The organism is Burkholderia sp. BCC1996 (assembly GCF_905339955.1).
GTDB lineage: Bacteria > Pseudomonadota > Gammaproteobacteria > Burkholderiales > Burkholderiaceae > Burkholderia.
This window is the reverse complement of the sequence record NZ_CAJPHM010000007.1, coordinates 109,698-130,639: the sequence shown is the minus strand read 5'-3', so window position 1 is coordinate 130,639 and position 20,942 is coordinate 109,698. Positions and strand designations below refer to the sequence as shown.

Sequence of the window (20,942 nt, the reverse complement as noted above, 5' to 3'; positions counted from 1 at the left end):
CGGTCACGACATGCCGAGACGCGCACGCATCTGCGCGGTGATCCGCTGCCGCGTACCGGCATAGTCTTCCCAAGGGTCGCGCTTGAGCCGGTCGAGCCGCTCGTGCAGCGTGTCGATCGTCCATTGCGCGCCGCCCGTGGTGGTTGGCACCTCGTCCCAGCGCAGCGGCACCGACACGCCCAGCCCGGGCCGCGCACGCACCGAATACGCGGCGATTGTGCTCGCACCGCGGCCGTTGCGCAGGTAGTCGATGAAGATCTTGCCGCGCCGGTGACGCGCGCCCATCGTCGCGGTGAAACGGTCGGGCAGCGCGCCCGCGACATGCCGCGCGAGCGCGCGCGAGAAGTCCTTCGCGTCGTCCCAGCCCAGGTGCCGCGCGATCGGCACGACGACGTGCAGCCCCTTGCCGCCGCTCGTCTTGCAGAACGACGCGAGGCCCAGCTCGTCGAGCAGCCCGCGCACGAGCTGCGCGGCGTCGGTCATCGCGCTCCACGGCAGCGCCGGATCGGGATCGAGGTCGAACACGATCCGGTCCGGCCGCTCGATGTTCGACGCGTGCGCGTTCCATGTATGCAGCTCGATCGTGCCCATCTGCGCGGCGCCGAGCAGCGCGTCGACGCTGTCGAGCGACAGCAGCGGACCGTGGCCCGGATCGAGTCCTGCGTGCTGCGTGACGAACGGGATCTCGCGACGCTCCGCATGCTTCTGGAAGAACAGCTCGCCCGCGATGTCGCCGGGCGCGCGCACGAGCGCCACGGGCCGGCCTTTCAGGTCCGGTAGCAGCCACGGCGCGACCCATTGCCAGTAATGCGCGAGATCGATCTTGCGCGTGCCGCTCTGCGGATCGAGCACGCGCTCGGGATGGGTGATGCGGACGCGGCCGAGCACGTCGGAACCGGTATCGTCGCGTGCTGCGTGGGGGGACGGGCGTGAACGTGCGTGGTGCTTGCGGCCGCTTGCATCGTGCTCGGCGAGATCTGCGTGATCGGCGTGCGACGTATGCGACGTATGCGACGTATGCGACGTATGCGACGTGCGATCGACGTGCGCCGCGTGCTTGCGTTCGCGCTTTTCGTGATGCGTGGTCTGGCGTCGCTCCATCACCCCCTCCGTTTCCGGTTGCTTCGGCACTTCGCGGACGATCTGCGACGCCGGCTTGTCCTCGCGCAGCGCGATGAACGCGGCCTGCCGCACGATGCCGTCGCCGGTCCACTCGGCGAATTCGCATTCGGCGACGAGCGTCGGCTCGATCCAGTGCACGCGCGTGCGCGAGCGTTCGCGCGGCGGCGGATCGAACGGCGTCGTGTCGCGTTGCTGCTTGCGCAGGATCGGTGCGAGCCGGTCGAGCATCCGCGTGTCGAAGCCGGTGCCGACGCGGCCGACGTAGCGCAGCGGCGCAGGCCCGCGCCGCCGCTTGCCGGCCGCTGCCGGCTCGTGCACGCCGAGCAGCAGCGCGCCGAAGCCGTGCCGGCTGCCCGACGGCTCGGTGTAACCGCCGATCACGAACTCCTGCCGGCGCCGGCATTTGAGCTTGATCCACGCGGGCGAGCGCCCGCCGCGATAGCGCGATTCCGCGCGCTTGCCGATCAGCCCTTCGAGGCCGGTATCGCAGGCGCTCGCGATCAGCGATGCGACGTCGTCGCCGAGATCCGGCGAAAAGCGCAGCCGCGCGGGGTCGCTGTCGGCGAGCAGCGCTTCGAGCAGGCCGCGGCGCGCGGTGAGCGGTGCGTCGCGCAAGTCGTAACCATCGAGACAAGGCAGGTCGAACACGAACAGCGTGATCGCATCCGAGTGTCCGGCGCCGATCGCGTTCTGCAGCGCCTGGAAGTCGGGGAGGCCGTTCCTGCCGAGCACGACGGCCTCGCCGTCGAGCCAGGCGTCGTCGACGTCGAGCGCCGCGAGCGCGTCGCGCTGCGCGCGCAGCTTCGCGGTCCAGTCGCGGCCTTCGCGCGTCATCAGCTTCACGTGTCGGCGGGCGCCCTTGCCCGCAATGCGCGCGAGGATCCGGTAGCCGTCGAATTTCAGTTCGTAGCGCCAGTCGCCCTGCGTCGGCGGGCCGTCGACCAGCGTCGCGAGTTGCGGCGCGACGCGCTCGGGCAGCGGCGCGCGTACCGCACCGTCGATCTCGGACGGATCGGCGGGCCGGCGGGCGCGGCTGTCGCGGCTGTCGCGGCTTTCTCGGCTTTCTCGGCTGTCGCGGCCATCACGGCCATCACGGCCATCGCGGCCATCGCGGCCATCGCGGCCATGATCGTCGTGCGCTGCGGCACGCGTGTCGGTCGAGTCGCGCCGGCCGCGTTGCGCTCCGCGCGCGCGCGTCGAGCGGCCCGCGGCATCCGCACGCGTCGCCGACGCCGCCCCGTCATGCACACTCCCCGGCAGTTCGCCGACGACGTCGAATTCGGCCTCGCTGCGCGCGTCGTCGTCGCGCTCCTTGATCAGTAGCCACTGCACCTGCCGCCCCTCCTGCCGTCCGCTGCGCACGAGCGCCCAGCCGCCGTGCAGCTTTTCTCCGTCGAGCCGGAACGTCAGCTTGCCCGCGCGATAGCCGTCGCGTGCCTGGGCGACGCCGCCGTCGGGCGTCCAGGTGCCTTCGTCCCATACGATGACCGCCCCCGCGCCGTAATGCCCGGCCGGAATCTCGCCTTCGAACGACGCGTATTCGAGCGGATGATCCTCGACCTGCACGGCGAGGCGCTTCACCGACGGATCGACGCTCGGCCCCTTCGGCACGGCCCACGACTTCAGCGTGCCGTCGAGTTCGAGCCGGAAGTCGTAATGCAGGCGCCGCGCGTGGTGCTCCTGGATCACGAAGCGCAGCGGGTGGCCGGCACGCCGGGTCGCCCGCCCGGAAGGTGTCGCGTTCGCCTTTGCGCGCCGCCGCCCGTGCGCGCCTTCGGGTTCCGGCGTCGCGTCGAAGCGGCGTTTGCGGCGATAGGGATCGAGCTTGCCGGCCATCGTGTCACCTCGCGTCGCCGCGCATCATGCGGCGTGCTTGCGGCGCGCGGCGGTTTTCTTCGCCGCATGCTCGCCGGTCGCGGCACGTTTCGCGGCCGGCCGCTTCGCCGCCGGCGTCTTCTCGGCGGAGCCCTTCGGCACGGCCTTCGAAGCCGGCTTGCGGCGCGCGCCACCGCGCGACGACGCAGAAGAAGACGACGCGGAGGAAGACGACGCTTCCGCCTCCGCGCCCTCGTCGTCGCCCGCATTGCGCGGGCCCGCCGCGCGCGCGCCGTCGCCACCGCCGCCCTTCAGGCTGCGTTTCAGCAGCTCGGTCAGGTCGACCACGTTGGTCGCCGCGCGGCCCGTCTGCGCAGGCCGCTCCTCGATCTCCTCGATCTTGCCCGCGCGCACCTTGCGCTCGACCAGCTCGAGAATGTCGTCGCGAAACGTGTCGTGATACTCGTCCGGCGTCCACTTGCCCGCCATCTCGTCGATCAGCTTCTTCGCCATCCCGAGTTCGCGCGCGGTCACGCCCGCGTGTTTCGCGTCGTCGGCCGGCACCGTCAGTTCGTCGAGCGGCCGCAGTTCTTCCTGCCAGCGCAGCGTGTCGAGCGCGAGCAGCGGCCCGACCGGAATCAGCGCGCCGAGATGCTGGCGGTCGCGCATCACCACGAGCGCGATGCCGATCTTGCCGCTGTCCTTCAGCGCGTCGCGCAGCAGCGCATAGACCTTCTCGCCCTTGCGGTCCGGCACGAGGTAGTAGGGTGTGTCGAGATACAGGAACGATACCGCGTCCGCGTCGACGAACGTCAGGATGTCGACGGTTTGCGTCGATTCCGGATTGGCCGCGCGAATCTCCTCGTCGGTCAGCACGACGTAGCGTTCCTTCTCGTACTCGTAGCCGCGCACGATGTCCTCGCGCGCGACCTCCCTGCCGGTGCGCTTGTTGATCTGCCGATAGCCGACCGGGTCCATCGAGCGCTTGTCGAGCAGCCGGAACGACGGCTTCACGGTGCGCGTCGCGGGAAACAGCTGCACGGGCACGTGAACGAGCCCGAAGCTGATCGCGCCTTTCCAGATCATCCGCGATGCCATGCGTGTTCTCCTTTGCCGGGTGCGCGAGCGCGTGGCGGCACACACCAGAAGCCGTCACGGGCATGGACGCGCCGCACGGCGCGTGTCGCGACGGCGGCTAAAGCGTCGATGCGGGTCGCGTCGGTCAGGGCGCGCGCAACGCGCGGTCGAGTTCGGCGCGCGTCACGTCGAGCGCGACGCTGCATTCGATCTCGGCGTCCTCGACGCGCGGCTTGTGCTCGTCGACCGCGCGCCGCGCGAGGTCGCACAGCTGCGTGCGCACGCGCAGCCGGTCGGCCGCGCCGAGCGACGCATAGCGCGTGAGCACGTCCGGATCGAAGCGCAGGTCGACCGCGCAGCGCCATTGACGCGCGTCTTCATCGGACGGCACGCGCACCCACGACACCTGGATCGTCAGCCGCCCGGACGCGTCGTCCGCATGCACGACGACGGTCGACTGCGACGGAAAGCCGTTCGCGAGCGCATGCTCGATTTCCGCGATGCGCTGCGAACGGTCGGGGGCGGTCGTCATCGCCTGACAACCCCCAGCAGCAGCGTGACCAGGAAGATCACGACGAAGATGTAGAACAGGATCTTCGCGATCTCGGCCGCGCCGGCCGCGATGCCGCCGAAGCCGAACAAGGCGGCGACGAGCGCGATGATGAGGAAGATGATGGCGTAACGAAGCATGAATGCCTCCTGGAGTCCTGAAGAACGGTGATCGCCGATGCGTGTCGCCGTCGATCACGAATCGTGCTTGTGCCTGGGTTTGCCGTGGACCGGCGTCGAAGCCATTTTTTCGAGTTCCTTTTCGCTCATCGACTTGGCCATCGACTTCGCAGGCGGCTTCAGGTCCTTCATTTTCGTGTCGCCGCGCTTGGCCGACAGGGCGGCTCCTGCGGCGCGTTGCTGTGCCTGGGACTTGGCTGGCATGGCTTTCCTCCTCTCGGTGGCGCGCGACGTCCGTGTGGCTCACGGGCGGGCCGCGCGCGGTTCGGACGGTATCGTCATGCGGCGTCGCGCCGGCGCAGGTCGGCCGGCGGAATCTTCATCGCCTGGCGATACTTCGTGACGGTACGACGCGCAAGAAGGATGCCGCGGCCCGCGAGGTTCTGCGCGAGCGCGACGTCGGACAGCGGATCGTTATGGCGCTCGGCGGCGATCATGTCGCGGATCAGCACCTTCGCGGCGGACGCCGAGCACACGCCCTTGCCGGCCGCCTCCAGCTTGCGCGGGAAGAAATGCTTGAACTCGAACGTGCCGTGCGGCGTGGCCATGTACTTGTTGCCCGTCGCGCGCGAGACCGTCGATTCGTGCAGGTCGAGCTCCTCGGCAATGTCGCGCAGCACGAGCGGCTTCATCGCGATCTCGCCGTAGCGGAAGAAGTCGCGCTGCCGGGCGACGATGCATTCGCCGACCCGCTGGATCGTGTCGAAGCGCTTCTGCACGTTGCGGATCAGCCAGCGCGCTTCCTGCAGCTGCTGGCCCAGCGGCGAATCGCGCTCGCCGCTCGACTGCGCGAACAGCGTCGCGTAGCGTTCGTGCAGCCGCGCGCGCGGCAGCACGGCCGGGTTGATCGTCACGATCCATTCGTCGCGCACCTGGCGCACGATCACGTCGGGTATCACGTAGTCGCCGCGCGTGCTGCCGTAGTGATTGCCGGGGCGCGGATCGAGCGCGCGCACCAGCGCGCAGGCGGCCTGCATCGTCGCCTGGTTGCAGCCGAGGCGCCGCTGGATCTCCGCCGTCTCGCGGCGCGCGAGCCGTTCGAGATGGTCGCGCGCGATGGCCTTCGCTTCCGCGAGCGCCGGCGTGCCGGCCGGAATCGCGTTGAGCTGCAGCAGCAGGCATTCGGACAGCGAGCGCGCGGCGATGCCCGGCCGGTCCAGCATCTGCACGAGCCGCAGCGCGACCGTGAGATCCTGTTCCGACAGCAGCCGCGCCGGATCGGCCGCGATCAGCAGCTCGCCCAGCTCCTGACGCAGGTAGCCGTCTTCGTCGAGCGCGTCGATCACGATGCGCGCGGCCTCGCGGTCGCGCCGGTTCAGCGGATAGAGCCGCAACGCGTCGTGCAGCTGCTGGTGCAGCGACGGCTCGGCGGCCATCCACTCGCCGGGCGACTGGTCGCCCGCGTCGTCGGCCTGTCGCCCGGTGCCTCGCGTCGTCGGCGCGGCCGTGTACGACACGTCGCCGTCCGGGGGGCGCACTTCCTCGTGCTCGGGTGGCGGCTCGGGCGGTGCGGCTTCGGCCTCGGGTTCGGGCGCCTCGGCGGCTTCTTCGTCGCCCTGCCCGTCTTCGAGAAACGGATTCGAGTCGAGCGCCTGTCGCAATTCCTGCTGGAATTCGAGCGAAGACAACTGCAGCAGGCGAAGCGACTGCTGAAGCCTCGGCGTGAGTGCCAGATGCTGTCGCATCTGGAGCGCAAGCGTGACGGACATCGATGCCCTCCTGACGGTGTGCGGAATGCGTATATGCGAATCCATGCAGCTACCGTGCCAGGAAGGCGAAGCGCCGTCCGGCGGGGCTCCCGCGGGTTCGTACCCTGTCGGCGGCGGCGCCGGGCGCCCCCTTTTTTACAAGCGCCAGCAAGTTAGGGGGCACGGCATTCGCTCCGCGCGGATATGCCGTCGCCGTCGCGCGAATATGTCCTCGCAGGCAGTATCGTTGCGCGGCATCCGTGCAGGATGCCGCGGTCAGTACTGCATCGGCGGCGGCGTGCCCGGCAGCGTTTGACCGCCCTGCACGCCGTTCGGCCCCGGCGGCGGCACGTCGACCGGCTCGCCGCCGGTCGCGCCCGGCGGCAGCGTGTTGTACGGCGACGGGCGCGTGTCGTAACGCGTATTCGCGTCCGGCATCGTCGTGGTCGGCGACGCGCCGTGGCCGTCCGGCGGCGCCGGCGGTGCGCCACGCGTGCCGTAGGGGCCCTGCGGTTGCGTGCATGCGCCCAGCGCGCACGCAGCGGCGAACGCACAGGCGCACACGCGTATCGTCTGGATCGGTTTCATCGGAACCTCCTCCGTGAAGTGCGGTGCGCGGCACCGGGCCGGCCGTGACGGCACGGCTCAGAGCCGGTTGAAATGGAAATCGCCCGCATACGCGTTCGGTGCGCGACGGGCCATCATCGTGTCGAATTCGGCCGCGACGCGCATCAGTGCGCCGCGTTGCCGCTCGATACCGGCCCGCTCGAGCGCCGCGAACGCGTCGGCGTCGAAGGTCACGGTCAGCGACGCCGGATGACCGTCGACGCGAAAGCCGAAATGCAGCGCGCCGGCCGGCTGCTCCTCGGCATGGAACGGCATCGCGCGCGCCTCGAAATGACGGCCGAGCGTCTCGGCCACGTCGCGCAGCATGCCGGGTTTCACGCTGATGCTCATCGTGGGCTCTCCGTGGGTAGGATGGACGCAATCGGCGGCACGCTGGTCGGCGGCGTGTGGATCGGCGGCGCGTGAATGGGCCACACATGAATCGGCAGCGCAGGAATCGGCCGCACATGAATTGGCAGCCCGTGGTTCGACCGCGCGTGAATCGGCGGCCCCCGCGTCGGCGGCTCGCGCTCCGGAGGCGGATGCCCGGGCGGGTCGCCTTCCGGATCCTGATAAGGCTCCGGCGTGCCGGGCGGCAGGTCATCCGGCGCGGGCGGCTCGGGGTCCGGTTCGACGTCGGGTATCGGCGGTTCGGGCCGGTGCAGCGACTGGGCGGGGTCTCGGTTCATTGGGGCATTCGATCGTTGCGTCGTCCTCGCGGGGCTCGATCGATTGGCGCGGCGTGCGCCGCACGATCGTCCACGACAGGCAGGGCCGCAAGCTGCGTGCCGTCTGCGTGCCGGCGTGCACGCCACCTTTCCGCGCGCCGGCGCGCGGCCGCGCGCGCCACCCCGCCGTACGCCGTGCCTTCGCTACACCGCGCGCTGCAATTCTTTCAAGGGCAGCGCGCTACGAGTCGTACGCAGCCATTACGAGCCACAGCTCGTGGTCGTCGTCGCGCACCCGCGCGGCGAGCGCATACGGATCGGCCGGCTCGCACGCGCGCTGCAGCGCGAACCGCGCCGGCTCGGTCGAGCCGAACGTCTCGTCGCCGAGCGGCCGCACGTCGGCCTTGCCTTCGAACATCCGGCGATCGGGCCGGTAGATCAGCGGCTCCTGTTTCCACGCGCTGAAATGGCTCTTCACCGACTCGAACCCGCCGCCGCATACGTTGATTTCATAGCGCACCCCTGGCCGCCGTTTGGGAATCGTCATCGTGCCTCCCGCTTGATTTGCGTGTGTGTGTGCGGAGCATTGCACCGCGCGTTGTGGCCGGCATCCTGCGTCGTCGTCCTGCGTGGTCATCCATCGAAGAAGCGGCAAGTCCCGTGCCGCGCGGTCGCGACAGGCACGGCCGTTGCGCGATCACCGCGTCATCGTCACCGCCTCGGAGCCCAGCCATGAAGGAATCGACCCGAACCGGCCGCGACGCGCCGCACCAACCGCAGCGCGATCCGTCGCCGCCGTTGAAGAACCAGGATCAAACGAAGACGCGCCACTCGGAGCGCCATATCGACAAGCAGCTCGAGGACACGTTCCCCGCGAGCGATCCGCCCGCGACCGGCGGCGTCACGCGCATCGAGCCCGACACGCCGCCGGGCACGCACGACGACGGCCCGTGGCAGGACCCCGCCCGACGCCGCGACGAATGACGGCCGCCGCTCGACGGACACCGCTGCCGAACGGCACGCCGCTTGCTGCCCCGCTTGTTGCCCCGTACGGCCCGGATTCAACCCGCAAGGAGGACTTCATGCAACGCGTCAACGAAATCATGTCGCAGGACGTCGTGCGCATCGCGCCGACCGACTCGATCCGTCATGCAGCGCAATTGATGGAGCGCTATGACATCGGCGCGCTGCCCGTATGTGACAACAACCGGCTGATCGGCATGGTCACGGACCGCGATCTCGCGGTGCGCGCGATCTCGGCCGGCAAGCCGCCGGAAACGCGGATCCACGAAGTCGCGTCGGGTCCGATCGAATGGTGTTTCGAGGACGATTCGCTGGAAGAGATCCAGCACTACATGGCCGACGCGCAACTGCGCCGCCTGCCCGTCGTCGATCACGACAAGCGGCTCGTCGGCATGCTGTCGCTCGCGGACATCGCGACGCGCACGGCCGGCCCCGCACGCGACGACGTCGCGAACACGCTCGAAGGCGTGTCGCAACCGAAGCAGACGTGACGGGGCCATTCGCGCCCCGCCCCGACTACCCGCGCGACCCGCAGGGCCCATCCCGGGCACGGTCGCGCTCCACGCAGCCAGGAGGACAACCATGCAGACTCAAGGACAGACCCGCATCGTCGGCAAGGGGGCCGCGACCGCGGCCGGGCCCGGCCCGGACGTGATGGCAGCCGACACGCTGGAAGGCGACAAGGTCTACACGACCGATGGCGACGACGTCGGCAAGATCAAGGACATCATGCTCGATGTGCGCTCGGGCCGCGTCGCGTACGCCGTGCTGTCGAGCGGCGGCCTGCTCGGCATCGGCGACAAGCTGCTTGCGATTCCGTGGAGCGCGCTCACGCTCGATACCGAGCGCAAGTGTTTCCTGCTGTCGGTCTCATCCGAGCGAATCCGCAACGCGCCGGGCTTCGACAAGGATCACTGGCCGGCGATGGCCGACCCGCAATGGGCCGAGCCGCTGCACGAGTACTACGGCAGCACGCCGTACTGGAGCGCGGGCGACGAGCTCGGGCTGACCGATCCGACCGAGGACCTGAACGATCCGCGCGCGCGCGACCAGCATTGATCGCTCTCGATTTGCCGGTGTATTAGCCGACGTGCCCCGCGAAAGCGGGGCTTTTTTTGGCTTTGTGACGGAACGCCGGCCCGGCCCGGTCCCGTGAAGCCGGCGTCGCAGGCCGCCGGCCGGGCGCACCACAGTCACGGCGCGCCGCACGATTGATAACCAGACAACATCAATCCTTCCAAAATTCGCACTTAACGTTTCCCCGTCTCCGGGCGAACATTGCCAAAACGACAATCGGTCGCGCCCCGCGTCATTCCCGCATTCTCTGGAGACACCCTGATGCACCCCTCGCCCAGCCTTTCGACCGGACGTTCGAAGGCCGCCGCGGTATTCCGCGTGACGGCCGGCAACTTCCTCGAGCAGTTCGACTTCTTCCTGTTCGGCTTCTACGCGACGCAGATCGCCGCCGTGTTCTTTCCCACCGCGAACGAGTTCGCCTCGCTGATGATGACCTTCGCGGTCTTCGGCGCCGGCTTCCTGATGCGGCCGCTGGGCGCGATCGTGCTGGGCGCGTACATCGACGACGTCGGCCGCCGCAAGGGCCTGATCGTCACGCTGGCGATCATGGCGAGCGGCACCATCCTGATCGCGTTCGTCCCCGGTTATGCGACGATCGGCCTGCTCGCGCCCGCGCTCGTGCTGATCGGGCGACTGCTGCAGGGCTTTTCGGCAGGCGCGGAACTGGGCGGCGTGTCGGTCTACCTCGCCGAAATGGCCACGCCCGGCCGCAAGGGCTTCTTCACGAGCTGGCAGTCGGCCAGCCAGCAGGTCGCGATCGTCGTCGCGGCCGGCCTCGGCTTCGCGCTCAATCAATGGCTGAGCGCATCGGCGATCGCCGCGTGGGGATGGCGCGTGCCGTTCTTCGTCGGCTGCATGATCGTGCCGTTCATCTTCATGCTGCGCCGCAAGCTCGAGGAAACGCAGGAGTTCAAGGCGCGCCGGCACCGTCCGAGCATGAAGGAAGTGTTCGGCACGCTGGCGCACAACTGGGGGGTCGTGGTCGCCGGCATGATGCTGGTCGCGATGACGACCACGAGCTTCTACCTGATCACCGTCTACGCGCCGACGTTCGGCAAGACGGTCCTGCACCTGAGCACCGCCGACAGCCTGCTCGTCACGCTGTGCGTCGGCGTGTCGAACTTCGTGTGGCTGCCGATCGGCGGCGCGCTGTCCGATCGCATCGGCCGCCGGCCGCTGCTGGTCGGCATGACGGTCCTCGCGATCGCCACCGCGTACCCCGCGCTGTCGCTGCTCGCGCATGCGCCGTCGTTCATCAACATGCTGCTCGTGCTGCTGTGGCTGTCGTTCATGTACGGGATCTACAACGGCGCGATGGTCGTCGCGCTGACGGAGGTGATGCCCGTCGAGGTGCGCGTGGCTGGCTTCTCGCTCGCCTACAGCCTCGCGACGGCCGTGTTCGGCGGCTTCACGCCCGCCATCTCCACGGCGCTGATTCACATGACCGGCGACAAGGCCGCACCCGGTTACTGGATGAGCCTCGCCGCGGTGTGCGCGCTGCTCGCGACGTTCGTACTCTATCGCCGCCATCCGGCGACGCTGACACCGGCGCACTGACGCCGCATTCCGAACCCCTGCCCCGACTTCGCACGACCCAGGCCACGACCACGACCATGAAGAACCTGCTCCTGAAACTGTGCGCGACCGCACTCGTCGCCACCTCCGCAATCGCCGCGAACGTACAGGCCGCCGAGCTGCACGTGATGAGCTCGGGCGGCTTCACCGCCGCCTACAATCGGCTCGGCCCGCAGTTCGCGGCCCGCACGGGCAACACGCTCGACACGGCGCTCGGCCCGTCGATGGGCAAGTCGCCCGAAGCGATTCCGAACCGGCTGGCGCGCGGCGAGCCGGCCGACGCGGTGATCATGGTCGGCTACGCGCTCGACGACCTGATCAAGCAAGGCAAGGTGATCCCCGGATCGCGCGTCGAGCTGGCCGATTCGCGGATCGGCATGGTCGTGCGCGACGGCGCGGCGAAACCCGACATCAGCTCGGCCGACGGCCTCAGGGAAGTGCTGCTGCATGCGAAGTCGATCGCGTACTCGGACAGCGCGAGCGGCGTCTACATCGAGCGGGAATTGTTCAAGAAGCTCGGCATCGAAGACCAGGTGAAATCGAAGGCGAAGATGATCCCGCGGATCCCGGTCGCCTCCGTGGTCGCGAACGGCGACTACGAAATCGGCTTTCAGCAGGTGAGCGAACTGCTGCCCGTGAAGGGCGCGACCTTCGTCGGCAAGATTCCCGAAGCGCTGCAGTCCGTCACGCGCTTCGCGGCCGGCATCCCGGTCGGCGCGCAGCATCCGGAGGAAGCGAAGGCGCTCCTCGACTATCTCGCGTCGCCCGACGTGCAGGCGGAAGTCAAATCGACCGGGCTGGATTCCGTCTCCGCGCATTGAGCCCGCAACCCGGGAAGGCGCGCGTCAGACCGCCTTCCCGTCGCGCCCGGCGCCGGCCCCGGCATCGTCGGTGCCATTCGGGCCTTCCGGCCCGGCCGCGTTCAGCACCCGCACGAGACGCGCACGATCGCACGCCCCTTCCCACGACGATACGAAGATCACCGCGCACGCATTGCTGATCACGCTCGTCAGCGCACGCGCCTCGGACATGAAGCGATCGATGCCGACCAGCAGCGCGACCCCGGCAACGGGCAGGTCGGGCATCACGGCAAGCGTCGCGACGAGCGCGACGAGCCCGCTGCCCGACACGCCGGCCGCGCCCTTCGACGTCAGCAGCATGACGGCCAGCATCGCCGCGAGCTGCGGCGCGGACAGCGGCACGTCGCACGCCTGCGCAATGAACAATGCCGCGAGCGTCAGATAGATCGCGGTGCCGTCCAGGTTGAACGAGTAGCCGGCCGGCAGCACGAGCCCCACCACGCCCTTGTCGCAACCGAGCGACTCCAGCTTGACGATCAGCCGCGGCAACACGGGCTCCGTGGACGAGGTCGCGAGGACGATCAGCAGCTCCTCGCGCAGGTAGCGCAGCAGCCGCCACAACGCGAATCCGTGCAACCGCGCGAGCGGTGCGAGCACCAGCGCGACGAACAGCCCGCAGGCCACGTAGAACGACAACATCAGCCGCGCGAGCGAGCCGACCGAGCCGATGCCGAAGCGGCCCACCGTGAAGGCCATCGCGCCGAATGCGCCGAGCGGGGCGAGCCGCATGATCATCGCGAGCACGCGAAACACGATCTGCGCGACGCCGTCGATCAGCGCCAGCACGGGCCGGCCCGCCTGCGGAGCCGCATTGAGCGAAAAGCCGAACAGCAGCGCCAGCAGCAGCACCGGCAGCACCTCGCCCTGCTGGAACGCGCCGAGCATCGTGTCCGGGATCACGCTCAACGCAAACTCGACCAAGCCGCGCGGCGGCGCATGCCGCGTATAGGGCGCAAGGACGCTCGCGTCGAGATGGCGCACGTCCACGTGCATGCCGGCGCCCGGCTGCAGCACGAACGCGGCGACGAGCCCGAAGGCGAGCGCGGCGGCGGTCAGCAGATAGAACAGCACCAGCGCGCGGACGATCGTGCGCACGATGGCCGATCCGTTCGCCAGCGACGTGATGCCCGACACGATCGTGCAGAACACGACCGGCGCGATCATCATCCGCACGAGGCCGACGAAGGCATCGCCGAGCGGCTTGAGCATCGCGCCCGCCGACGGCCAGAAATGGCCGACGCTCACGCCGAGCACCATCGCCAGCAGAACCTGCACGTAGAGCGAACGAAGCGGTCTTGCCAGCGTCACGATGCGGTCTTGCCCGATGTTCCGGCCGTATTCGCCGCATGCGCCACCTGTTTCGATCCATCGCCGCGCTTCGCATCGACGACCGCCTGGTGGAACGCTTCCGCGGCCGGTGTGAGCGGGCGTCCGCGCCGTTTCACGATGCCCACGCGGCGCTTGACCGCCGGCTCGACGAGCGGCACGCTCGTGAGCAGCGGATGGTCGTGCCCGGGCATCGCCATCGACGGTACAGCGGCAACGCCGAGCCCTGCCTCGACCAGCCCGAGCATGGTCGTCACGTGGCGCGTCTCGCACACGCTCGGCGCCCGCGGCGCGACGCTCGTCAGCGCCTGGTCGAGCAACAGGCGGTTGCCGGACGTCTTGTCCACCGACACATACTCGTACTCGTAAAGCTCGTTCCAGGTCACGCGCTTCTTGCGCGCGAGCGGATGGTCGCGCCGGCACGCGGCGACGAACCGCTCCTGCAGCAGCAGCTTGAATTCGACCTCGGGCTCCTGGCTGCCCATGAAGCTCACGCCGAAATCGGCCTCGCCGCTGATGACGGCGCTCAGCACCTCGTTCGCGCTCGCGTCCAGCAGCTTGACCCTGATGCGCGGAAAGCGGCGGTGATAGCTCGCGATCACGTTCGGCAGAAAGTAGTAGGCGACCGACGGCACGCACGCGATCGTCACGTGACCGAGCCGGCTCGACGAAACGTCGCGAATGCCGAGCAGCGCGACGTCGAGATCGTCCAGCAACTGCTCGGCGCTCGGCGCGAACACGCGGCCGACGGTGGTCAGCGAGACGCTGCGCGTGGTGCGCTCGAACAGACGCACGCCGAGCGCTTCCTCCAGTTTGTCGATCCGGCGGCTCAACGCGGGCTGCGAAATGCTGATCGCCTCGGCGGCCTTCCGGAAGCTGCCCAGCTCCACCACCGCGCGAAACGCCTGCAAATCGGTCAAATCGAAGTTGATTCCCACGGGCCGTGTCTCCGCATCTCGAATGCCCGGTATTTTGCATGATTCGGGCAGCCACACCCAGCCCGGAGATGCCCGGCGCCGCCGCCCCGCTACGCGCGATGCCGCAACGCATCGATCACGATCGAAAACGCGCGCGACGCCTGGCGGCGGCTCGGGTAGTACGCGTGATAGCCGGGAAAGACCGGGCACCAGTCCGGCATCACGATGCGCAGCCTGCCGGCGTGCACGTGGTCGAGCACGATGTCCTCGGTGACGAACGCGATGCCGAATCCGTCGAGCGCCGCCTGCAGCATCTGCGGCTGCGTATTGCAGGTGATCCGCCCGTTCACGCGCGCCTGGATCTCGTTCCTGCCCTTCTTCAACTCCCATGCGTAGATGCCCTTCGCGGTCGCGAGCCGCAGCGTCACGCAATCGTGATCGAGCAGGTCCTGCGGCGTCTTCGGCGGCTTGCGGCCGTCGAGATAGGCCGGCGACGCAACCATCGCCATCCGGATGTCCGGGCTGATGCGCACCGCGATCATGTCCTTCGCTACCTGGTTGCCGTAGCGCACGCCGATGTCGTAGCGCTCCTCGACGATGTTCGACAGCCCGTAGTCGACCGAGAACTCGACGCGGATGTCGGGGTAGTCGGGCAGCACCTTCCTGAGCTTCGGCCAGATGATCGTGTCGATCGGATGCTCGGTGGCCGTGATCCGCACGACGCCGGCCGGCTTGTCGCGGAAATCGGCCACGGCGGCGAGCTTCGTTTCGATCTCGTCGATGCGCGGTGCGACGGTCCGGAACAGTTCCTCGCCCGCGTCGGTCGTCGACACGCTGCGCGTCGTGCGCGTCAGCAGCCGCACGCCGAGCCGCGCTTCGAAATCGCGCACCGTCTGGCTCAGCGCCGATTGCGACACACCGAGGCGCGCCGCCGCGCGCGTGAAGCTCCGGTCGCGCGCCACCGCCAGAAACGCCAGCAGATCGTTGAGGTTTTCGCGCGGCATGTCGGGCAGCTCCTGTCGAAACGGACGCCCATCCTAGCACCGACGCCGCCGCGCGCCACCCGGTACGGCTTCCGTCTATTCATTAGCCTGACTTATAAGTCCAAGCGCAGTGCGCTACTTAATCGATCGATCGTGGGTCGATAGACTGCGAAGCCTTCGGGTCCCCGTGCGGCCGTAGCCGACTTTTGGGGATCTCCCCTGCATTCCTTTCCGGAGTCCGTCTCGTGAAATCCGCTCTTCGCCTTCTCGTCGCCGCACTTGCCGTGTCCGGCCCGTGGTTCGCCCATGCGCAGGGCCTGACGCGCGAGCAGGTGCGCGAGGACATGATTCGCTACGAAGCCGCCGGCTTCAATCCGGCACGCGCGAATCCTCGCACGTGGGTGGACGATGCTCAGGCCGCGTCCGTACGCGTCATGGCCGCGCACGATGCCGGCGCCCGCACGCACCTGGCCGATCGCGGCGCGGCCGCCGCGCGCTGCGACTGACCGACGCCGCCCCTTTCGCCCACGATCCGCACCGCTTCGACGATGCAAGCCGTTGCCACTTCCGACCGGCGCCCCGCGCCCGTTCAAACCGCCGCATGGGGCGCCGTCCTCGCGATGGCGCTCGGCGCGTTCGCGCTCGTCGCGTCCGAATTCATGCCGGTCAGCCTGCTGACGCCGATCGCCACCGACCTGCACGTCAGCGAAGGCCAGGCGGGCCAGGCCATTTCCGTGTCCGGCGCCTTCGCGCTCGTGACGAGCCTGTTCATCGCGTCGCTGGCCGGACGGCGCGATCGCAAGCGGCTGCTGCTCGTGCTGACGCTGCTGACGATCGTCTCCGGCACGATCGTTGCGTTCGCACCGAATTACGTTGCCTTCATCGCGGGGCGCGCACTGATCGGTGTTGCGATCGGCGGGTTCTGGTCGATGTCGGCCGCGACCGCGATGCGGCTGGTGCCCGATGGCGAGGTGCCGCGCGCGCTGGCGATCGTGAACGGCGGCAACGCGCTCGCGACCGTCGTCGCGGCGCCGCTCGGCAGCTTTCTCGGCGGCATCGTCGGCTGGCGCTGGGCATTCTTCTGCGTCGTGCCGGTCGCGGCGCTCGCGTTCGGCTGGAAACTCGTCAGCCTGCCGCCGATGAAAGCCGCATCGCACGCGGCGCCGGCCAATGCGCTCGCGCTGCTCGGCCGCGTGCCGGTCGCGCTCGGCATGGCGGCCGTCAGCCTGCTGTTCATGGGACAGTTCGCGCTGTTCACGTACCTGCGGCCGTTCCTCGAAACGGTGACCCACGTCGGCAATGCCACGCTGTCGCTGATGCTGCTCGCGATCGGCGTGGCCGGGGTCGCGGGGACGATCCTGATCGATGCGTGCCTGAAGAACGGGCTGTACCGCACGCTCGGCGTCATCCCGCTGCTGATGGCCGCGATCGCCGTCGCGCTCGTGTGGTGCGGCGCGTCGACCGCCGCCACCGCGGGCCTGCTTGCCCTGTGGGGACTGACCGGCACGGCCGCGCCCGTCGGCTGGTGGACCTGGCTCGCGCGCACGCTGCCGCATGACGCGGAAGCCGGCGGCGGGCTGATGGTCGCGGTCGTGCAGCTCGCGATCGCGCTCGGCGCGACGACGGGCGGCCTGCTGTACGACCTGCACGGCTATTGCGCGACCTTCGCGATGAGTGCGGCGCTGCTCGTTTGCGCCGGCGTGGCGGCGTTCGCGGCGGGACGCGCCGCCGCGGCGCGCACGGCAGGTGGCTGAGCACCGCACGACGCCGCTCTAGGCCGCTCCGGGCCGCTCGATGCCGTTTTGCAAGTCGTACCGTGCAAGGCGGCTGGAGCATCGCCGGGGCTGCTTGCATCCCCTGTCCCCCGCCATCACCGCATGCGGCCCCAACCCACGACGCGTCCATCGCGACCGAACGCGGCATGCCGGTTGCTGCATGTCGTCGATATCGTCGATACGGGAGCCGCCGATGCACACACTGCCGATGTTCCGCCCCGGCAACGCCTTCGATCGGCCTGTCGCGCGCGCCCGAGCATGCCGCTTCGCGCGCGCGGCGTCGGCCTGCACCGGAGGACTGGCATGAAGCGCGACGCGAGCACGAAACCGGCGGCGGTCCCGGCCGCCGCCGACACACCGGCCACGCTCGACGCCTGCCGCCGCTGCGCATTGTGGGAACATGCGACGCAGCCGGTGCCCGGCGCCGGGCCTGTCGACGCGCGCATCATGCTGGTCGGCGAACAGCCGGGCGACCAGGAGGACCGCGCGGGCATTCCGTTCGTCGGCGCCGCCGGCCGCATGCTCGACCGCGCGCTCGACGAGGCCGGCATCGCGCGCACGAGCGTCTACCTGACCAACGCGGTCAAGCACTTCAAATGGGAACCGCGCGGCAAGCGGCGGCTGCACAAGACGCCCGCGCAGCGCGAGGTCGCCGCCTGCCGCTACTGGCTCGAACGCGAGCTCGACGCGGTGAGCCCGCGCGTGATCGTCGCGCTCGGCGCGACGGCGCTGCGCGCGGTGCTGCAGGACAACGACGCGACGCTGGAGCGTACGCACAAGCCGGTGCGCTCGCCGGACGGTTGTCTCGTCGTCGCGACCTATCACCCGTCCTACGTGCTGCGCACACGCGGCGCCGATTCGCGCGAGCATGCGTACCGGACGCTCGTCGACGCGCTGCGCACCGCGTCGCGCCTCGCGCGCGGCAACGGCGGCGCGCACGAGGCATCCGGAGACGCCGAATGAGCAACCTGCGCGGCGGCGCGTCGCGCGACACCCCGGCCGCCACAACCGACCCGGCCGCCACCACCGCCGCGAAGCCCTGGTACCGTCGGCTCGGCCCCGGCTTGCTCGCGGGCGCGTCCGACGCCGATCCGAGCAACGTCGCCGTCTATGCGCAGGCCGGCAGCCAGTTCGGCTTCCACATGCTGTGGATGATCGTGATCACGCTGCCGATGATGGTGGCCGTGCAGCTTGCGGCGGCATTCATCGGACGCGCCAACCGCGAAGGCCTCGTGGCCGGCATCCGCGAGCAGTTCTCCAGCCGCCTCGCCAAGGCCCTGATCGTCATGGTGGTGATCGTCAATGTCGTGAACGTCGGCGCCGACCTCGCCGCGATGGGTGATGCGACCGCGCTCGTCGCCGGCGGCCGCAGCTACTGGTATGCGCCCGTCTACGGCATCGCGTCGCTCGCGCTGCAGGTGCTGCTGTCCTACGAACGCTACGCGCGCTGGCTCAAATGGATGACGTTCGGCCTGCTCGCCTACGTGCTCGAACTCGGTTTCGTGCACATCGATTGGCGCGGCCTGCTGCACGCGATCGTCCTGCCGCACATCGCGTTCACGCACGACTATGCGACCACGGCGGTCGCGGTGCTCGGCACGACGCTGAGCCCGTACCTGTTCGTATGGCAGGCCGCGCTCGAGGTCGAGGAAACCCAGGTCGAGCGCCGCAACGGCGACACCGCGTGCACGCCCGGCGCGCGCCGTGAAACCGGACGGCGCATCACGTTCGACACCTGGACCGGGATGATCGTCACCAACGCGGTGTCGTTCTGCATCATGGTGATCGGCGCGGCGGTGTTCTTCTCGCACGGCAAGCACGACATCGGCTCCACCGCGCAGGCTGCCGAGGCGCTGCGCCCGATCGCCGGCGAGGCGGCATTCGTCGTGTTCGCGTTCGGCATCGTCGGCTGCGGGCTGCTCGCGATCCCCGCGTTCGCGGGCAGCGCCGCATATGGTTGCGCGGAGGCGTGGCGGTTCCGCGAAGGGCTGAACGAGCCGGTGCGGCGCGCACCCGCGTTCTATGCGGTACTGGCCGGCTGCGTGATCGTCGGCATCGCGATCTGCTTCAGCCCGGTCGATCCGATCAAGGCGTTGTACTGGAGCGCGGTGCTCAACGGCGTCGCGGCGGTGCCGATGCTGGTGCTCGTGATGCTGCTGTCGCAGCGGCGCGATGCGGCCGGCCAGCCGGGCAGCGGCATCGCGTCGAAGGTGTTCGGGTGGCTGGCGGTCACGCTGATGGCGGCATCGGTGGTCGTGATGGCCGCGGACATGCTGAGCTGATCAGGGAGGCATGGTTGCGCCTGCAACCGTTCAGGCGTGACGGACGGCGTGGAAAGCGAACGACCCTGACGATCGGGTGACAACCGGGCACGCCGCGCGAGCGGCGTCGCCCGGCTGCCCGACCGGCAGCGTCACATCATCTTGCCGCGCGACTTTTCGGCCCGCGCCGCATCGGCCGCCGACTCGACCTTCTTCACTTCCTCCGGCGGCGGCAGCACCGCCTTGAAGCCCATCGAGTCGATCCACATCTCGCGCGCCCAGCCGCGGGTGTGATACAGGTGATGGTCCTCGTCCGCCTCCACCTCGTCGTGCGCGGCCTTCAGCGCCTTCGCCGCGTCGCTATCGCGCAACTGGTCGGCCGCATAGCCGATCAGCTCCCAGTTCAGGTGGTCCTTCGTCTCGGCGAGCACCACGCACTCGGCCGCGACGATCTGCGCGACCGCCGGGTCGGCCTGCTTCTTCGCCTGCTCGATCACCTGGACGAGCGACTTGCCGGTCGCCGCCACGGCGGCGCGCCCCGGCGACTGCGTATCCGGATCGAGGCCGAGCGTGTCGAATACCTTGCGCAGCACTTCCTGGTGATGCATCGTTTCGCGGTGGTACTTCTCCCATTCCTTGTGCAGGTCCTCGTCGGTCGCACACTTGAGCGCGGCCTCGTAGATCTTCGCGCCGCCGAGCTCGGTTTCGTATGCCTGGCACAGCAACGCCAGGATGCCTTCGTGCTTCGATTGCCGTTGGCCCATGACTGCTTCTCCGAAAAAACGGGCCGCCCGCGCGGCCCTGGGGTTGAACCGGGCACGCGTTACTGCGCGCCCACCTTGCGCTGGAGTGCTTCCGCCATGCTCAGGTGATGCCTGAGCGTCGGCAGCGCGGCGGTCGCGAACGCCCGCAGCTGCGCGTCCTGGCCGCCGCGCGCCTCGTCTTCGAACAGCGCGACCGCCTTCTTGTGCGCGTCCGGGCCGGCCGCGGCCACATACGCCGTGTCGAAGTCGTGTCCGCTCTTGCCGCGCAGCGCCTCGACGTCCGGGTCGTGGATCTGCTCGACCTGCGGCTTCATGCCCGCGCGCGCGGCGACCTCGTCGAGCTTCGCGTTCGCCTTGCCGTGGTCGGCCACCATGCGTTGCGCGAACGCGCGCACGTCCGGCGACTGCGCCTGCTTCAACGCGAGCTGGCTCGCCTGCACTTCGGCCTTGCCGGCCAGCGCGGCCTTGTCGACGAATTCCGCATCGCCGCGCTGCGGCGCCTTCGCGATGCCCGGATCGCCCGCGCCGGCGGCGCCCGACGACGGGTTGATCACGCCGCCCGGCACATGCGAATTCGACGCGGGCGGCTCGCTCGGCGCCTGTGCCTGCGCGAGCCCCGCCATGGCGAGTACGCCCGCGGCGAGCGCCGCGATCGTCCAGTTGGGTTGTTTCATGC

The 20,942-nt window shown here is 69.4% G+C and carries 24 protein-coding genes; 9 read left to right on the top strand and 15 right to left on the bottom strand.

The annotated features are described in order from the left end of the window. Positions 1-3 precede the first annotated feature (3 nt). The 10 genes from ligD to U4Z64_RS12340 form a co-directional block, all read right to left on the bottom strand. Positions 4-2,958 (bottom strand): DNA ligase D, encoded by a 2,955-nt coding sequence (gene ligD / locus U4Z64_RS12385; protein WP_321820105.1) that lies wholly within the window; start codon positions 2,956-2,958, stop codon positions 4-6. Between the two features lie 24 nt (positions 2,959-2,982). Then, positions 2,983-4,035, bottom strand: a complete 1,053-nt coding sequence (locus tag U4Z64_RS12380; RefSeq protein WP_321820104.1) for a Ku protein — start codon at positions 4,033-4,035, stop codon at positions 2,983-2,985. 124 nt (positions 4,036-4,159) lie between these two features. Next, positions 4,160-4,546 (bottom strand): DUF3022 domain-containing protein, encoded by a 387-nt coding sequence (locus U4Z64_RS12375; RefSeq protein WP_044843388.1) that lies wholly within the window; start codon positions 4,544-4,546, stop codon positions 4,160-4,162. After that, positions 4,543-4,704 carry a DUF1328 domain-containing protein gene (locus U4Z64_RS12370; protein WP_044843387.1) on the bottom strand — a complete coding sequence of 54 codons (162 nt, stop codon included), beginning with the start codon at positions 4,702-4,704 and terminating at the stop codon, positions 4,543-4,545. The genes U4Z64_RS12375 and U4Z64_RS12370 overlap by 4 nt, the downstream gene beginning before the upstream one ends. A gap of 54 nt (positions 4,705-4,758) precedes the next feature. Then, complete coding sequence (locus U4Z64_RS12365) at positions 4,759-4,947, bottom strand: DUF3008 family protein (protein ID WP_044843386.1); 189 nt, start codon at positions 4,945-4,947, stop codon at positions 4,759-4,761. Between the two features lie 74 nt (positions 4,948-5,021). Then, positions 5,022-6,452 carry an RNA polymerase factor sigma-54 gene (locus U4Z64_RS12360; protein ID WP_321820103.1) on the bottom strand — a complete coding sequence of 477 codons (1,431 nt, stop codon included), beginning with the start codon at positions 6,450-6,452 and terminating at the stop codon, positions 5,022-5,024. Between the two features lie 255 nt (positions 6,453-6,707). Then, a complete protein-coding gene (locus U4Z64_RS12355; RefSeq protein WP_124485798.1) occupies positions 6,708-7,019 on the bottom strand; it encodes a hypothetical protein in 312 nt (103 codons plus the stop codon). A 57-nt stretch (positions 7,020-7,076) separates the two neighbouring features. Continuing rightward, positions 7,077-7,388: a hypothetical protein gene (locus tag U4Z64_RS12350; RefSeq protein WP_124485797.1), complete on the bottom strand. Its 312-nt coding sequence runs from the start codon at positions 7,386-7,388 to the stop codon at positions 7,077-7,079. Next, a complete protein-coding gene (locus U4Z64_RS12345) occupies positions 7,385-7,726 on the bottom strand; it encodes a hypothetical protein (RefSeq protein ID WP_321820234.1) in 342 nt (113 codons plus the stop codon). Before U4Z64_RS12345 ends, U4Z64_RS12350 begins: the two co-directional genes overlap by 4 nt. A 220-nt stretch (positions 7,727-7,946) precedes the next feature. Then, complete coding sequence (locus tag U4Z64_RS12340; RefSeq protein WP_321820102.1) at positions 7,947-8,252, bottom strand: hypothetical protein; 306 nt, start codon at positions 8,250-8,252, stop codon at positions 7,947-7,949. Positions 8,253-8,437: 185 nt separating this feature from the next. Between U4Z64_RS12340 and U4Z64_RS12335 the strand changes: the two genes are divergently transcribed. From U4Z64_RS12335 to U4Z64_RS12315, 5 genes are all read left to right on the top strand, one after another. Then, on the top strand, positions 8,438-8,689 hold the full coding sequence (locus U4Z64_RS12335) for a hypothetical protein (protein WP_044843381.1): 252 nt from the start codon (positions 8,438-8,440) through the stop codon (positions 8,687-8,689). A 98-nt stretch (positions 8,690-8,787) separates the two neighbouring features. Then, positions 8,788-9,219 (top strand): CBS domain-containing protein, encoded by a 432-nt coding sequence (locus U4Z64_RS12330; protein ID WP_044843380.1) that lies wholly within the window; start codon positions 8,788-8,790, stop codon positions 9,217-9,219. A 91-nt stretch (positions 9,220-9,310) separates the two neighbouring features. Next, positions 9,311-9,787, top strand: a complete 477-nt coding sequence (locus U4Z64_RS12325; protein ID WP_044843379.1) for a PRC-barrel domain-containing protein — start codon at positions 9,311-9,313, stop codon at positions 9,785-9,787. Between the two features lie 279 nt (positions 9,788-10,066). Continuing rightward, positions 10,067-11,362: an MFS transporter gene (locus U4Z64_RS12320; protein ID WP_044843378.1), complete on the top strand. Its 1,296-nt coding sequence runs from the start codon at positions 10,067-10,069 to the stop codon at positions 11,360-11,362. A gap of 56 nt (positions 11,363-11,418) precedes the next feature. Next, positions 11,419-12,201, top strand: coding sequence for a substrate-binding domain-containing protein (locus tag U4Z64_RS12315; RefSeq protein WP_321820101.1), 783 nt, complete (start codon positions 11,419-11,421; stop codon positions 12,199-12,201). Positions 12,202-12,225: 24 nt separating this feature from the next. Here U4Z64_RS12315 and dctA read toward each other — a convergent pair whose 3' ends face one another. The 3 genes from dctA to U4Z64_RS12300 all read right to left on the bottom strand — a co-directional run bounded on the left by dctA (position 12,226) and on the right by U4Z64_RS12300 (position 15,487). Further along, positions 12,226-13,548: a C4-dicarboxylate transporter DctA gene (gene dctA, locus U4Z64_RS12310; RefSeq protein ID WP_321820100.1), complete on the bottom strand. Its 1,323-nt coding sequence runs from the start codon at positions 13,546-13,548 to the stop codon at positions 12,226-12,228. Next, positions 13,545-14,504 (bottom strand): LysR family transcriptional regulator, encoded by a 960-nt coding sequence (locus U4Z64_RS12305; protein ID WP_044843375.1) that lies wholly within the window; start codon positions 14,502-14,504, stop codon positions 13,545-13,547. The genes dctA and U4Z64_RS12305 overlap by 4 nt, the downstream gene beginning before the upstream one ends. An 89-nt stretch (positions 14,505-14,593) precedes the next feature. Beyond that, on the bottom strand, positions 14,594-15,487 hold the full coding sequence (locus U4Z64_RS12300; protein WP_321809616.1) for a LysR family transcriptional regulator: 894 nt from the start codon (positions 15,485-15,487) through the stop codon (positions 14,594-14,596). Between the two features lie 224 nt (positions 15,488-15,711). Here U4Z64_RS12300 and U4Z64_RS12295 point away from each other — a divergent pair, with 224 nt between their 5' ends. From U4Z64_RS12295 to U4Z64_RS12280, 4 genes are all read left to right on the top strand, one after another. Next, a complete protein-coding gene (locus tag U4Z64_RS12295) occupies positions 15,712-15,972 on the top strand; it encodes a DUF4148 domain-containing protein (RefSeq protein WP_124528742.1) in 261 nt (86 codons plus the stop codon). A gap of 42 nt (positions 15,973-16,014) precedes the next feature. After that, a complete protein-coding gene (locus U4Z64_RS12290) occupies positions 16,015-17,220 on the top strand; it encodes an MFS transporter (protein WP_321809615.1) in 1,206 nt (401 codons plus the stop codon). A 324-nt stretch (positions 17,221-17,544) separates the two neighbouring features. Next, positions 17,545-18,204 (top strand): UdgX family uracil-DNA binding protein, encoded by a 660-nt coding sequence (locus U4Z64_RS12285; RefSeq protein ID WP_321809614.1) that lies wholly within the window; start codon positions 17,545-17,547, stop codon positions 18,202-18,204. Beyond that, positions 18,201-19,523: a divalent metal cation transporter gene (locus tag U4Z64_RS12280; protein WP_321809613.1), complete on the top strand. Its 1,323-nt coding sequence runs from the start codon at positions 18,201-18,203 to the stop codon at positions 19,521-19,523. The genes U4Z64_RS12285 and U4Z64_RS12280 overlap by 4 nt, the downstream gene beginning before the upstream one ends. 131 nt (positions 19,524-19,654) lie before the next feature. Here U4Z64_RS12280 and U4Z64_RS12275 read toward each other — a convergent pair whose 3' ends face one another. Together U4Z64_RS12275 and U4Z64_RS12270 are read right to left on the bottom strand one after the other, a co-directional pair. Beyond that, positions 19,655-20,266: a DUF892 family protein gene (locus U4Z64_RS12275; RefSeq protein WP_321809612.1), complete on the bottom strand. Its 612-nt coding sequence runs from the start codon at positions 20,264-20,266 to the stop codon at positions 19,655-19,657. A 59-nt stretch (positions 20,267-20,325) separates the two neighbouring features. Beyond that, complete coding sequence (locus U4Z64_RS12270; RefSeq protein WP_124528750.1) at positions 20,326-20,940, bottom strand: DUF4142 domain-containing protein; 615 nt, start codon at positions 20,938-20,940, stop codon at positions 20,326-20,328. Between the last annotated feature and the right edge of the window lie 2 nt (positions 20,941-20,942).

Bases quoted from the DNA above. Each gene is read 5' to 3' on its own strand.
- U4Z64_RS12285 (WP_321809614.1), top strand. From the start codon at position 17,545: ATGAAGCGCGACGCGAGCACGAAACCGGCGGCGGTCCCGGCCGCCGCC.
- U4Z64_RS12340 (WP_321820102.1), bottom strand. From the start codon at position 8,252: ATGACGATTCCCAAACGGCGGCCAGGGGTGCGCTATGAAATCAACGTA.
- U4Z64_RS12380 (WP_321820104.1), bottom strand. From the start codon at position 4,035: ATGGCATCGCGGATGATCTGGAAAGGCGCGATCAGCTTCGGGCTCGTT.
- U4Z64_RS12275 (WP_321809612.1), bottom strand. From the start codon at position 20,266: ATGGGCCAACGGCAATCGAAGCACGAAGGCATCCTGGCGTTGCTGTGC.
- U4Z64_RS12330 (WP_044843380.1), top strand. From the start codon at position 8,788: ATGCAACGCGTCAACGAAATCATGTCGCAGGACGTCGTGCGCATCGCG.
- ligD (WP_321820105.1), bottom strand. From the start codon at position 2,958: ATGGCCGGCAAGCTCGATCCCTATCGCCGCAAACGCCGCTTCGACGCG.
- U4Z64_RS12375 (WP_044843388.1), bottom strand. From the start codon at position 4,546: ATGACGACCGCCCCCGACCGTTCGCAGCGCATCGCGGAAATCGAGCAT.
- U4Z64_RS12370 (WP_044843387.1), bottom strand. From the start codon at position 4,704: ATGCTTCGTTACGCCATCATCTTCCTCATCATCGCGCTCGTCGCCGCC.
- U4Z64_RS12345 (WP_321820234.1), bottom strand. From the start codon at position 7,726: ATGAACCGAGACCCCGCCCAGTCGCTGCACCGGCCCGAACCGCCGATA.
- U4Z64_RS12315 (WP_321820101.1), top strand. From the start codon at position 11,419: ATGAAGAACCTGCTCCTGAAACTGTGCGCGACCGCACTCGTCGCCACC.
- U4Z64_RS12350 (WP_124485797.1), bottom strand. From the start codon at position 7,388: ATGAGCATCAGCGTGAAACCCGGCATGCTGCGCGACGTGGCCGAGACG.
- U4Z64_RS12335 (WP_044843381.1), top strand. From the start codon at position 8,438: ATGAAGGAATCGACCCGAACCGGCCGCGACGCGCCGCACCAACCGCAG.
- U4Z64_RS12320 (WP_044843378.1), top strand. From the start codon at position 10,067: ATGCACCCCTCGCCCAGCCTTTCGACCGGACGTTCGAAGGCCGCCGCG.
- U4Z64_RS12290 (WP_321809615.1), top strand. From the start codon at position 16,015: ATGCAAGCCGTTGCCACTTCCGACCGGCGCCCCGCGCCCGTTCAAACC.
- U4Z64_RS12365 (WP_044843386.1), bottom strand. From the start codon at position 4,947: ATGCCAGCCAAGTCCCAGGCACAGCAACGCGCCGCAGGAGCCGCCCTG.
- U4Z64_RS12270 (WP_124528750.1), bottom strand. From the start codon at position 20,940: ATGAAACAACCCAACTGGACGATCGCGGCGCTCGCCGCGGGCGTACTC.
- U4Z64_RS12355 (WP_124485798.1), bottom strand. From the start codon at position 7,019: ATGAAACCGATCCAGACGATACGCGTGTGCGCCTGTGCGTTCGCCGCT.
- U4Z64_RS12300 (WP_321809616.1), bottom strand. From the start codon at position 15,487: ATGCCGCGCGAAAACCTCAACGATCTGCTGGCGTTTCTGGCGGTGGCG.
- U4Z64_RS12280 (WP_321809613.1), top strand. From the start codon at position 18,201: ATGAGCAACCTGCGCGGCGGCGCGTCGCGCGACACCCCGGCCGCCACA.
- U4Z64_RS12360 (WP_321820103.1), bottom strand. From the start codon at position 6,452: ATGTCCGTCACGCTTGCGCTCCAGATGCGACAGCATCTGGCACTCACG.
- U4Z64_RS12325 (WP_044843379.1), top strand. From the start codon at position 9,311: ATGCAGACTCAAGGACAGACCCGCATCGTCGGCAAGGGGGCCGCGACC.